The following is a 13,391-nucleotide window of genomic DNA, read 5'->3' on the forward strand; positions in this document are numbered from 1 at the left end:
ATACAACGTTTTGCAATTTTTTGCGAAGCGCCTCGACGATTACTGCTGTTCCAGAGCGTCGCCGATTTTGATTTTCGCCTCTTTACGCAGATTACTCATCAGCGCTTCAAAGACAATTTGCGCATTGTTCTGCGTGATGCCCTGCACCATCGCTTTTTTCTGCGCTTCCGGCATGGCACCCGCTTTCACCTCGTCAAACGCCAGCAGAACGACGTTACCCTGCATATCGTTCGCCACGCCATAAACTGGCTTATCTTTCGTCGGAAGGCTTAATGCAAAGGCCGCCTGACTCACCGGATCCTGACTGGTACGACTTAACGTTTTAGGCTCGCCAAAACTCAGACCCGCCGCTTTCATCGCTTCCGCGCCTTTGCCCGCTTTCAGCTCGACCAGCAGTTTTTCCGCATCCAGCTTCGCCTGTTGTTCCGCTTTGTTATGCTTCACCAGGGCAGTGACCTGTTCTTTCACTTCTGCCAACGGCTTCACGGCTTCAGGTTTATGTTCGCTCACGCGTACAACAAAAGCCCGGTCGCCATCCACGGTGATAATGTCTGAATTCGGCCCCGGCGTACCGTTTTCGCCTACCAGACCGCCATTAAAGATAGCATCGGCTACCGGTTTGAAGTTCAGCTCTTCCGGTAAGGTGTCACGGCTAAACCAGCCGGTTTCAACGACTTTTACACCAGCGACCTGTTCAGCGCCTGCTAACGACTCATTGTCGTTGCTTGCCGCATCGCTCACTTTCTGCTGCAACGCATAGTAAGCATCCAGCGCTTTTTCTTGTTTCACTTTCGCGGCAATGTCGTCGCGAACCTCGCTTAACGGTTTCACTTTGGCAGGCTGAATATCATCCAGACGCGCCACCAGAAAACCGACAGACGACTTAATCACACCAGATATCTGGCCTTTTTCTTTTAATCCGGCGTTTTTCAGTTCCGGCACCGTGGCAGACTCTTCCAGCCAGCCCATATCGCCGCCATTACGCGCAGAGATGATATCGGTAGATTTCTCTTTCGCCAGCGTGGCGAAATCTTCGCCCTTGTTCAGCGCATCCAGTACCGCTTTCGCATCATCTTCCGTTTTGGTCTGAATAATGCTGTAACGAATGCGCTCCGGCTGAGTAAACTGATCTACATGCTGGTCATAATAGGCCTGAATATCCGCATCGCTGACCGGTGCCTGCATCGTCGCGGCATCCAGCTTGATATAGCTTACGCGGAACTGTTCCGGCGTCATAAAGCGGGCTTTATTCTGATCGTAGTAGCTGGACACTTCCTGATCGGTCACCTGCTGCTTCGCCGCCAGCGCGTTGACATCAATAACGGCTTCACGCACCACGCGCTGTTGAGAGACTAATGCCGCCAGTTCGTCGGTTTCCCCTTTCAGCATAAAATCAGTACCGGCCACGCCGTTGATCAGTTGCTGAGTGGTAAGCTGGTTACGCAGCGCCTGAGCATACTGATCGGCCGTCATTCCCATCTGATTCACAATCGCGTTATAGCGGTTGTTGTCAAACTTACCGTCCACCTGAAAAGCGGGAGTGGCGAAAATCGCCTGCTTTACCTGCTCATCGCTGATGCCCAGTTTCAGTTCGCGGGAATATTGATCCAACAGCGCTTCATCTATCAGACGATTCAGCACCTGCTGGCGCAGGCTTTTCATATAACCTTCGTTGGCCGCCAGTTCAGAATACCTGTCGCCCAACTGCTGCTGCATACGGTTACGTTCGTTATTAAACGCATTCTCAAACTGTGCCCGGCTGATTTCCTGGCCATTCACTTTTGCGGCGTAGTTATTGCTTCCGCCAATCAGGTAACCACTAACGCCGGTCAAAATGAACGATACGATAATGAGAACGAAAATAATCTTGAGCACGAGACTGTTTGCAGCCGTGCGTAAGCTGTCCATCATGGTGTAACCACACTCCGCTGTAGGTGACTTTACACTTTATCTTTCAGGCGGCTTCTCTGCTGGCTACCGAGTGATTCGCTCAGTTGCCGCGTCGACGCAACCTGAATGATTTGCGTATATAGACTTCACGCGCATCGCATTTTCTGAACGCGGCGCGCAAAAGCCTATTGTGACAAGAAACGAGGGCAATTGTCAGCCCGCAACGCGCAGAAAGTCCCGAATCGTCAATAAAAAAGGCACATCAGTTGATGCGCCCTTGTACTTTGTCACATCCCCCGAGGGGATCACGCTTAGTTTACCGCGTCTTTCAGCGCTTTACCTGCACGGAAACTCGGCACTTTGGCTGCGGCGATGGTGATCTCTTTACCTGTTTGCGGGTTGCGACCAGTACGGGCAGCACGCTCTTTAACAGCAAAAGTACCAAAGCCTACCAGTGCAACGTCATCCCCTTCTTTCAGAGATTCGGTAACAGAAGCAATAATCGCGTCTAACGCACGTCCAGCCGCAGCCTTAGAGATATCAGCCCCTGCAGCAATTTTTTCGATCAGTTGAGATTTATTCACTCTTCTCTTCCTCTTTATAATTTATATCGCACCTGAATCCTTCGAAGTACGACCGCGCAGCAGTTATATCAGGCCTGCCACGCCCTTACAACACCCGTTAATGGTGGCAGACCCAATCAACCATCTAAATTAGCTATACAAAAAAAGGCTGGCAAGTCCGAAATAGCCTGCCAGCCCTGTTTTTATTAGCGCTATTTGCGCGAGGTCACTATTTTGCGGTTACAACCTGCATTCCAGACGGTTCGTTTTGCAGAGCAAGCGTCAGAACTTCCTCAATACGCTTAACCGGGTGAATATCCAGATCGGCAATCACGTTGTCCGGAATTTCCTCCAGGTCACGTTTATTTTCGAATGGAATTAAGACCGTTTTAATCCCGCCGCGATGCGCCGCCAACAGTTTTTCTTTCAGGCCGCCGATCGGCAACACCTGACCGCGCAGCGTGATCTCACCGGTCATTGCCACATCTGCGCGCACCGGATTACCGGTCAGGCAGGAAACCAGCGCGGTACACATCGCGATACCGGCACTTGGACCGTCTTTCGGCGTTGCGCCTTCCGGCACGTGAACGTGGATATCGCGTTTTTCGTAAAAGTCCGGATTAATACCCAGTTTTTCCGCGCGCGCGCGCACCACGGTCAGCGCCGCCTGAATGGATTCCTGCATCACTTCACCGAGCGAACCGGTGTAGGTCAGCTTGCCTTTGCCCGGTACGCAGGCGGTTTCGATGGTCAACAGATCGCCGCCCACTTCCGTCCACGCCAACCCCGTCACCTGACCTACGCGGTTTTCGCTATCCGCGCGGCCATAATCAAAGCGCTGCACACCGAGGTAGTCGTGCAGATTATCGCCGTTAATTTCGATATGTTTTAACGACTTATCGAGCAACAGTTGTTTAACCGCTTTGCGGCACAGTTTGGAGATTTCACGCTCCAGACTACGCACGCCCGCTTCACGCGTGTAATAGCGAATAATACCGATAATCGCGCTATCGTCGACCGTCAGTTCGCCTTTCTTCAGCGCGTTACGCTCGATCTGCTTCGGCAGCAGGTGACGTTTAGCAATATTCAGCTTCTCGTCTTCGGTATAACCGGACAGACGGATCACTTCCATACGATCCAGCAGCGGCGCCGGAATGTTCATGGAGTTGGAGGTGGCGACGAACATCACATCGCTGAGATCGTAATCCACTTCCAGGTAATGATCGCTGAACGCCACGTTCTGCTCTGGATCCAGCACTTCCAGCAGTGCGGAAGCCGGATCGCCGCGCATGTCCGAGGACATTTTGTCGATCTCATCGAGCAGGAACAGTGGGTTTTTAACCCCCACTTTGGCCATTTTTTGGATCAGTTTGCCCGGCATAGAGCCAATGTAAGTCCGGCGATGACCGCGGATTTCCGCTTCATCACGCACGCCGCCCAGCGCCATACGGATGTATTTACGCCCTGTTGCTTTAGCGATGGACTGGCCCAACGAGGTTTTACCTACCCCCGGCGGCCCCACCAGACACAGGATCGGCCCCTTGATTTTATTTACACGGCTTTGAACCGCGAGATACTCAAGGATGCGGTCTTTCACGCGCTCCAGACCATAATGGTCAGTATCGAGGATTTCCTGCGCCTGACGCAGGTCTTTTTTGACCTTGCTACGCGCATTCCACGGCACCTGCACCATCCAGTCGATGTAGCCGCGCACCACGGTCGCTTCCGCCGACATCGGAGACATCATTTTCAGCTTCTGCAGTTCCGCTTCCGCTTTCTCTTTCGCCTCTTTCGGCATTTTCGCCGCGTCGATCTTACGCTTCAGCGCTTCGTTTTCGTCCGGCGCGTCGTCCATCTCGCCAAGTTCTTTCTGAATCGCTTTCATTTGCTCGTTCAGATAGTACTCGCGCTGGGATTTCTCCATCTGCTTTTTCACGCGGTTGCGAATGCGTTTCTCAACCTGCAGCAGATCGATTTCAGATTCCATCATCGCCATCAGATATTCCAGACGTTCGTTAACGTCGGACATCTCCAGTACGGACTGTTTATCCGCCAGTTTCAGCGGCATATGCGCGGCGATGGTGTCAGCCAGACGTGCAGGGTCGTCAATGCTATTGAGTGACGTCAGCACTTCCGGCGGAATTTTTTTGTTCAGCTTGATGTAGCCTTCGAACTGGCTGATAGCGGTACGCACCAGCACTTCTTGTTCTCGCTCATCAATGGCTGGCGAATCAAGGTACTCCGCCTTCGCGGAGAAATGTTCGCCGTTGTCAGACAGCGCGGAAATACGCGCGCGCTGTAACCCCTCGACCAGCACTTTTACGGTGCCGTCAGGCAGTTTCAACATCTGCAAAATAGAGGCCACGGTCCCGACGGTGAAAAGATCGTTTACACCCGGCTCATCCGTTGATGCTTCCTTCTGGGCGACCAGCATGATTTTTTTATCATGGTCCATAGCCGCTTCCAGACAACGGATAGATTTTTCCCGCCCTACAAATAAGGGTATGACCATGTGCGGATAAACCACCACATCGCGCAAGGGCAATACGGGGATTTCAATGCGTTCAGAACGCTCAGGATTCATAGAGCTCTCTCTTAGTTTAGTGTCCGCCAGGTAATCAGATAGTATAGCTGTGCTCCATACCACCTATAACATGTACGTCAGTATATGGGGATGTTTCCCACACATTCAACGGCGTGTTTACAGGAAAAACGAAAGGGGAGATAAAATCCCCCCTTTTTTGGCTAACTGATTGTATGAATGTTTAATTATTCGCCAGAAGCCTGCGCTTCCGGTTTGCCGTAAATCAGCAACGGCTTACTCTGACCGGCAATAACGGACTCGTCGATCACCACTTTTTCGACGTCTTCCATAGATGGCAAATCGTACATGGTATCCAGCAGCGCCGCTTCGACGATAGAACGCAGGCCACGGGCGCCGGTTTTACGCGCCATTGCTTTCCTGGCGATAGCGTCCAGCGCTTCGTCACGGAATTCCAGATCGACGCCTTCCAGGTTAAACAGCGCCTGATACTGCTTGGTCAGCGCATTTTTCGGCTCTTTCAGGATTTGAATCAGCGCTTCTTCGCTGAGTTCGTTCAGCGTCGCCACCACTGGCAGACGACCGATAAACTCAGGAATCAGACCAAATTTGATCAAATCTTCCGGTTCAACCTGCGACAACAGCTCGCCTTCGCTGGCTTTGTCGGACTTCGCTTTCACCGTCGCGCCAAAACCAATGCCGGAGCCGGTTTCAACACGGTTAGCGATCACTTTATCCAGACCGGCAAACGCGCCGCCGCAGATAAACAGAATCTTAGAGGTATCTACCTGTAAGAATTCCTGCTGCGGATGTTTGCGACCGCCCTGCGGTGGAACCGCGGCGACGGTGCCTTCGATCAGTTTCAGCAACGCCTGCTGTACGCCTTCGCCGGAAACGTCGCGGGTAATGGACGGATTGTCTGATTTACGCGAAATCTTATCGATTTCATCAATGTAGACAATCCCACGCTGCGCTTTTTGCACGTCGTAGTCGCATTTCTGCAACAGTTTCTGAATGATATTCTCGACGTCTTCACCCACGTAACCCGCTTCGGTCAGCGTGGTCGCATCCGCCATAGTGAACGGCACATCCAGCAAGCGCGCCAGCGTTTCCGCCAGCAGCGTTTTACCGGAGCCGGTCGGTCCAATCAGCAGAATGTTGCTTTTGCCTAACTCGACGCCATTGCTGGTATCGCCGTTACGCAGACGCTTGTAGTGGTTATAGACCGCCACCGCCAGCACTTTTTTCGCCTGCTCCTGGCCGATAACGTAATCGTCCAGGTGAGTACGAATTTCATGCGGCGTCGGCAGCGCACTACGTTCACGGTGCGGAGCAACTTCTTTAATTTCTTCGCGAATAATGTCGTTACATAAATCGACGCATTCGTCGCAGATATACACGGATGGACCGGCAATCAGCTTGCGCACTTCATGCTGGCTTTTGCCGCAAAAAGAGCAGTACAACAATTTGCCCGAGCCATCTTTGCGTTTATCTGTCATGAGTCAAAACCTCTTCTTTGTTCTTTGTGCCGCACACGACGACGCAAATGCCATTCTCAGGCGCAAGCCGCTAATCAGCGTTGTGCCGCCCTTCATTAGTATATACACAAAATCATTCGAGCTACATCAAGGCGGCAACTCAGCGACTCCGCAGCGCTTACATAAGTAAGTCACCGGGAGGCGCGCTGGCAGCCAACACCGAGGTAGCGTGAAGGATGAAGTGTATAGCGGCACACTTGCGTCCAGGGCATCAATTACGATGGGTCAAAATTGAGTCAACCAAACCGTACTCTACCGCTTCAGGCGCGGAGAGGAAGCGATCGCGCTCAGTATCACGTTCAATCTGCTCAAGAGATTGACCCGTATGGTGCGCCATAAGTTCATTCATGCGCCCTTTTACTTTCAAAATTTCGCGGGCGTGAATTTCAATATCCGTCGCCTGGCCCTGGTAGCCGCCCAGCGGCTGGTGGATCATGACGCGAGAGTTCGGCAAGCAGAAACGTTTGCCTTTCGCCCCGGCAGTCAGCAAAAACGCCCCCATAGAGGCCGCCTGTCCCATACAAATGGTGCTGACGTCTGGCTTAATAAACTGCATGGTGTCATAGATGGACATCCCCGCAGTAATTACGCCGCCAGGAGAATTAATGTACAGATAGATATCTTTTTCCGGGTTTTCCGCTTCCAGGAACAGCATCTGCGCCACGATCAGGTTAGCCATATGGTCTTCGACCTGGCCGGTCAGAAATATGACGCGTTCCTTAAGTAGACGAGAATAGATATCAAAAGAGCGCTCACCGCGTGAGGTCTGTTCAATGACCATCGGCACCAGCGCCATATGAGGGGCCAAATTATCTCGTTCTCCGCTGTATGACATTTCCGTCTCCTGGATAAAAATTGAAAAAACCTGCTGTACTGATTGTAACCTGATGGACGGATTATCAGCCAGTCCCTCTGTAATGGGTACGGCATCGCCATAATTCAAGCATAACAATCTTTTGCTCTAACGCTAACACTGAAACGCGGTTTTCGCACCCTTACCATGCAAAATGCGTGACAAAAAAAACCCGTCACTGAAAGGTGACGGGTTTTTGTGCAAATTTCGTGCTTTTAACGCGAAAAATTACGCCTGCTGGTTCATCAGCTCATTGAAGGAAGTGGCTTTTTCAGACACTTTCGCTTTTGCCAGAACCGCTTCAACAGCCTGTTCTTCCAGAGCGACGTTACGCATATTGTCCATCAGCTCTTTATTTTTGCTGTAGAACTCAATCACTTCTTTCGGATCTTCGTAAGCAGACGCCATCTCTTCGATCAGGCCTTTAACACGTTCTTCGTCCGCTTTCAGCTCGTTGGTACGAATGACTTCGCCGAGCAGCAGACCTACAACTACACGACGCTTAGCCTGTTCTTCGAACAGTTCGCGCGGCAGCTCCAGAGCCTGTTTCTCGTTACCACCAAAACGCTGCGCAGCCTGACGACGCAGAACGTCGATTTCGCTGTCGATCAGCGCAGACGGTACGTCGATGTCGTTAGCTTTTACCAGACCTTCGATCGCCTGAGACTTAACGCGGTTACGTACCGCGCCTTTCAGCTCGCGCTCCATGTTTTTACGCACTTCAGCGCGCAGACCGGCTACGGAACCATCTTCAACGCCGAAACGTTTGATGAATTCTTCGGTCAGTTCCGGCAGTTCGCGTTCTTCAACTTTCTTCAGGTTGATAACGAACTTAGCCGCTTTACCTTTCAGGTTTTCAGCATGGTACTCTTCCGGGAAGGTCACATCGATAGTGAACTCTTCGCCAGCTTTGTGGCCTTTAACGCCGTCTTCAAAGCCCGGAATCATACGCCCCTGGCCCATCGCCAGAACGAAATCGGTCGCTTTGCCGCCTTCGAACTCTTCGCCGTCTACAGAGCCGGTGAAGTCGATGGTCACGCGGTCTTCCGCATCAGCAGCGCCGTCTTTTTCTTTCCAGGTCGCCTGCTGCTTACGCAGGGTGTCCAGCATCACATCAACGTCAGCGTCGGTGACTTCAACAACCGGTTTTTCAACTTCGATGGACTCGAGGCCGGTCAGTTCAACTTCCGGATAGACTTCAAACTCGACGGAGTAAGTGAAGTCTTCACCCACTTTGTATTCGCCCGGAACATAGTTCGGCGCGCCTGCCGGGTTAATTTTTTCTTTGATGATCGCGTCAACGAAGTTGCGGCTCATCAGATCGCCCAGCACGTCCTGGCGAACAGAAGCGCCATAACGCTGAGCGACGATATTCATCGGTACTTTGCCTTTACGGAAGCCGTCAATACGTACTTTTTTCGCTACGTTGACCAGCTCGCTTTTTACAGCGGTCTCGATGCTGTCAGCAGCGATTGTAATCGTTACACGGCGGCCAAGGCCCTGAGTGGTTTCAACTGAAACTTGCATCTTGTTACCTCAAAAAATCACAGTGCTCGGTCAACTCTACTCCGCAAGCACGTGCTATTTGCTTCGCGGAACCGGGATGTTCTCATAATCAATCACATTCCCTGTCGTCAGAATCATCCCGAAGACGTTCATATATAAGACGGCGCATTATAGCGGCATCACTTTTGTGAGTCGAGAACGGTGATTGTGCGATGCTGCGGCGGTTTTCACAATTCTCGGCTAATTTTTGTCTGAATACTGTACGACATGCTCAAAATTCAGACAAAACAAAACGGCCCGCAGGCCGTTTTCACATAATTCTGTAGCAACATACTGGAAAAGCGGAGGTAGTTGCAAATCCGTTTTGCTACGCGATGCTTCCCGCGCCGCGACAAGGAGGCGACGCGAAGATAGTATCCTGCAATCCTTCCCACTCTTTGAGGGTATAAGTATGCAGTGCCAGCGCATGTACGGTTGTGGAAAGTTCCGCCGTTAACGTACCGTAAATCATCCGATGACGATTAAGAAAACGTTCGCCTGTAAAGCGATCGCTCACCAGCACGACCTTAAAATGGCTTTCCGATCCTGCTGGAACATTGTGACGATAGCTTTCATCCACAACTTCGAGAAACACGGGGTCGAACGCTGTCCTTAATTTTTCTTCTATTTGCTCACGTATCATCATGAAAATCTCCTCCGACAACGCTGTGATGTCACCCATCCCTTTAAATACTAGCCGCTTTTACCGTTTCCATTACAGCATGACAACAAAAATTTAGCTTTCGTCTGATTATTTCAGCCAAACGTATGAAGTTTACTGCCTTAATCATTCTTTTAGCGCTCAAAATCCCCGCTCGCGCCGTTATCAATACCAAATCGGACATTACGACGAATTTACCTGCGTTGACCACTTCCCCTCGCCGTTAGCGGTGTTATGATGGCGGGAATTTTTACCTATCACGTTTTAAGCGTCATTGAGAGCCTGAATATGTTAAAAAAACTTCTCTTTCCGTTAGTCGCTCTGTTTATGCTGGCAGGATGCGCCACACCGCCGACGACCATTGACGTCGCGCCGAAGATCACCTTGCCACAGCAGGATCCGAGCCTGATGGGCGTCACCGTTAGCATTACCGGCGCGGACCAACGCCAGGATCAAGCGTTAGCGAAAGTCACGCGTAACAACCAGCTGGTAACGTTAACCGCCTCCCGCGATTTACGCTTCCTGTTACAAGAAGTCCTGGAAAAACAGATGACGGCGCGGGGCTATATGATCGGGCCTAACGGCGCGGTTAATCTGCAGATTATTGTTAACCAACTGTATGCTGATGTTTCCCAGGGCAGCGTGCGCTACAACATCGCGACCAAAGCGGATATCGCGATTATTGCGACCGCGGCAAATGGCAACAAGATGACCAAAAACTATCGCGCCAACTACTCTATTGAAGGGGCATTCCAGGCCTCTAACCAGAATATTGCCGACGCGGTGAACAGTGTTCTGACCGATACTATCGCTGATATGTCTCAGGACACCAGTATTCACGATTTTATCAAGCAAAACGCCCGTTAATAGCAACAACAAGACCCGGCAGAAGCCGGGTCTGTAGATGCCTATGTCAAGTCAATATTTACGTATTTTCCAGCAACCGCGTTCAGCCATTCTGCTGATATTGGGTTTTGCCTCCGGCCTCCCGCTGGCGCTCACCTCCGGTACGCTACAGGCGTGGATGACCGTCGAGAATATCGATCTTAAAACGATTGGCTTCTTCTCGCTGGTTGGTCAGGCCTATGTGTTTAAGTTTCTCTGGTCCCCGCTGATGGACCGCTACACGCCGCCTTTTTTAGGTCGTCGTCGCGGTTGGTTACTCGCCACCCAACTGTTGTTACTGGCGGCGATTGCGGCGATGGGCTTTCTTGAACCCGGCACGCAGCTACGCTGGATGGCGGCGCTGGCGGTGGTGATTGCTTTTTGCTCCGCCTCGCAGGATATCGTGTTCGACGCCTGGAAAACCGATGTTTTACCCGCAGAAGAACGCGGCGCTGGCGCGGCAATCAGCGTGCTTGGCTACCGGTTGGGGATGCTGGTTTCCGGCGGACTGGCGCTATGGCTGGCCGATCGCTGGCTCGGCTGGCAGGGCATGTACTGGCTGATGGCGGCATTGCTGATCCCCTGCATTATCGCCACCTTACTGGCGCCGGAACCGACCGATAGTATCCCGTCCCCGAAATCGCTGGAACAGGCCGTCGTCGCGCCGCTACGCGATTTCTTTGGCCGTAATAACGCCTGGCTGATTTTACTGCTCATTGTGCTTTATAAACTGGGTGACGCCTTCGCCATGAGCCTGACCACCACCTTTTTGATTCGCGGCGTCGGCTTTGACGCCGGCGAAGTCGGCGTGGTCAATAAAACGCTGGGCCTGTTGGCGACAATCGTCGGCGCGTTATACGGCGGCATATTAATGCAGCGTCTTTCGCTGTTTCGCGCGCTGCTGATTTTCGGCATTTTGCAAGGCGCGTCCAACGCCGGTTACTGGTTGCTCTCCATTACCGATAAAAACATGTTCAGCATGGGCGCGGCGGTCTTTTTCGAAAATCTGTGCGGCGGGATGGGTACTGCCGCCTTTGTCGCCTTATTAATGACGCTATGTAATAAGTCGTTTTCCGCAACACAGTTTGCCCTACTGTCGGCCCTCTCCGCAGTAGGCCGCGTTTATGTTGGTCCTGTAGCGGGCTGGTTCGTTGAAGCGCACGGCTGGCCGACATTCTACCTCTTCTCGGTTGTCGCCGCCGTTCCCGGGCTGTTACTGTTGCTGGTCTGTCGGCAAACGCTGGAATATAGCTGGCAGAGCGAGCGTTTCATTCCCCGCACGCAATACCGTGGTGCCTACAATTTCGCGCTTTCAATCCTGCTCGCGGGCGTCGCTTTGCTGGCGGTCTGGGTACTCCTGCTGACCATGAACGCGGTGGATTACACTAACTTCTCATTCCTGTCCGGATTGCTTGAGACTGCGGTAGCGGTTGCCGTGTGCGGCATTGTCTTTGGCGGGTTACTGGATTACCTGGCGCTACGAAAAACACGCCTGCTCTAAAACATTATTTGCCGTTGTAATAACGACCCGGAATTATAACGGCTAAATAACCATCAATTGATAAAAAATATATTTGTCTTTTTGTGCGCAACAGAATTTTGGAAATTATTGGTAATTTCTACGCTACCTATTTTCTTTACACGATTCAGCCGATTAAATTTAAATTTCCGCCGTTGATTGTCCTTTTATTGATAATAAATTGTTAAGTAATTGTTTTATTTTTACATTGGTTATACCAATTATCCCTCAACATCCCACTTACAGACCTCATCCGTTATAACGCAAAGTTTCAACAGTGTCTTAAAGTTATTTCGACATACTTGGCAACATATGTGACATGCGCGGCAGAACTTGGTAACACAGAACCAATCATGTTTACAGTAATGTAACCTTACCGTAAAATGCCCCTACACTTTAAACGCCACCAGGTCCCGTGGAATTGAGGTCGTTAAATGAGACTCAGGAAATACAATAAAAGTTTGGGATGGTTGTCATTAATTGCAGGCACTGCATTACTCAGTGGCTGTAATTCTGCGCTGCTGGATCCCAAAGGACAGATTGGACTGGAGCAACGTTCGCTGATACTGACGGCATTTGGCCTGATGTTGATCGTCGTTATTCCCGCCATCTTGATGGCTGTTGGTTTCGCCTGGAAGTATCGTGCGAGTAATAAGGATGCGAAGTATAGCCCGAACTGGTCACACTCCAATAAAGTGGAAGCTGTGGTCTGGACGGTGCCTATCTTGATCATCATTTTCCTTGCCGTACTGACCTGGAAAACCACGCACGCGCTTGAACCAAGCAAGCCGCTGGCGCATGACGAAAAACCGATCACCATCGAAGTGGTTTCCATGGACTGGAAATGGTTCTTCATCTATCCGGAGCAGGGTATCGCCACCGTCAACGAGATCGCCTTCCCGGCGAACACGCCGGTTTATTTCAAAGTGACCTCCAACTCCGTGATGAACTCCTTCTTTATCCCGCGTCTGGGTAGCCAAATTTATGCCATGGCCGGTATGCAAACACGTTTGCATCTGATCGCCAACGAACCCGGAACCTACGATGGCATCTCCGCCAGCTATAGCGGCCCGGGCTTCTCTGGTATGAAGTTTAAAGCTATCGCCACCAAAGACCGCGCAGAATTCGACCAATGGGTCGCAAAAGCGAAGCAGTCTCCGAACACCATGAATGATATGGCGGCGTTCGAGAAAGTGGCTATGCCAAGCGAGTACAACAAGGTGGAATATTTCTCCAGCGTGAAACCAGATTTGTTCAAGGACGTTATTAACAAATTCATGGACCACGGTAAGAGCATGGACATGACCCAACCTGAAGGTGAGCACAGCTCGCATGAAGGAATGGAAGGTATGGACATGAGCCACGCGGAATCCGCCAACTCCAAGGGTTGAGGAA

The 13,391-nt window shown here is 51.4% G+C and carries 10 protein-coding genes; 3 read left to right on the top strand and 7 right to left on the bottom strand.

Going from position 1 to position 13,391, the window contains the following annotated elements; genetic code table 11:
- Positions 1-39: 39 nt before the first annotated feature.
- From ppiD to bolA, 7 genes are all read right to left on the bottom strand, one after another.
- Positions 40-1,911 (bottom strand): peptidylprolyl isomerase, encoded by a 1,872-nt coding sequence (gene ppiD / locus ACLJRH_RS05865; protein ID WP_023136505.1) that lies wholly within the window; start codon positions 1,909-1,911, stop codon positions 40-42.
- A gap of 290 nt (positions 1,912-2,201) precedes the next feature.
- The gene (gene hupB, locus ACLJRH_RS05870; protein WP_254888479.1) at positions 2,202-2,492 is read right to left on the bottom strand and encodes a nucleoid-associated protein HU-beta; all 291 of its coding nucleotides are present in this window, start codon (positions 2,490-2,492) and stop codon (positions 2,202-2,204) included.
- A 190-nt stretch (positions 2,493-2,682) separates the two neighbouring features.
- The gene (gene lon, locus ACLJRH_RS05875) at positions 2,683-5,037 is read right to left on the bottom strand and encodes an endopeptidase La (RefSeq protein WP_001067723.1); all 2,355 of its coding nucleotides are present in this window, start codon (positions 5,035-5,037) and stop codon (positions 2,683-2,685) included.
- A gap of 185 nt (positions 5,038-5,222) precedes the next feature.
- Positions 5,223-6,494 (bottom strand): ATP-dependent protease ATP-binding subunit ClpX, encoded by a 1,272-nt coding sequence (clpX, locus tag ACLJRH_RS05880; RefSeq protein WP_000130314.1) that lies wholly within the window; start codon positions 6,492-6,494, stop codon positions 5,223-5,225.
- Between the two features lie 250 nt (positions 6,495-6,744).
- Positions 6,745-7,368, bottom strand: a complete 624-nt coding sequence (gene clpP, locus ACLJRH_RS05885; protein ID WP_000122257.1) for an ATP-dependent Clp endopeptidase proteolytic subunit ClpP — start codon at positions 7,366-7,368, stop codon at positions 6,745-6,747.
- A 246-nt stretch (positions 7,369-7,614) separates the two neighbouring features.
- The gene (tig, locus tag ACLJRH_RS05890; protein WP_001198406.1) at positions 7,615-8,913 is read right to left on the bottom strand and encodes a trigger factor; all 1,299 of its coding nucleotides are present in this window, start codon (positions 8,911-8,913) and stop codon (positions 7,615-7,617) included.
- 346 nt (positions 8,914-9,259) lie between these two features.
- Positions 9,260-9,577, bottom strand: coding sequence for a transcriptional regulator BolA (gene bolA, locus ACLJRH_RS05895; RefSeq protein WP_000973433.1), 318 nt, complete (start codon positions 9,575-9,577; stop codon positions 9,260-9,262).
- A 303-nt stretch (positions 9,578-9,880) separates the two neighbouring features.
- Between bolA and ACLJRH_RS05900 the strand changes: the two genes are divergently transcribed.
- From ACLJRH_RS05900 to cyoA, 3 genes are all read left to right on the top strand, one after another.
- Positions 9,881-10,459 (top strand): lipoprotein, encoded by a 579-nt coding sequence (locus ACLJRH_RS05900; RefSeq protein ID WP_001539323.1) that lies wholly within the window; start codon positions 9,881-9,883, stop codon positions 10,457-10,459.
- Between the two features lie 43 nt (positions 10,460-10,502).
- Positions 10,503-11,978, top strand: a complete 1,476-nt coding sequence (gene ampG / locus ACLJRH_RS05905) for a muropeptide MFS transporter AmpG (RefSeq protein WP_023136506.1) — start codon at positions 10,503-10,505, stop codon at positions 11,976-11,978.
- A gap of 452 nt (positions 11,979-12,430) precedes the next feature.
- Complete coding sequence (cyoA, locus tag ACLJRH_RS05910) at positions 12,431-13,387, top strand: cytochrome o ubiquinol oxidase subunit II (protein ID WP_001239448.1); 957 nt, start codon at positions 12,431-12,433, stop codon at positions 13,385-13,387.
- Positions 13,388-13,391 lie beyond the last annotated feature (4 nt).

This window comes from Salmonella sp. SAL04162 (genome assembly GCF_046551535.1).
Taxonomy (GTDB): Bacteria; Pseudomonadota; Gammaproteobacteria; order Enterobacterales; family Enterobacteriaceae; genus Salmonella; species Salmonella enterica.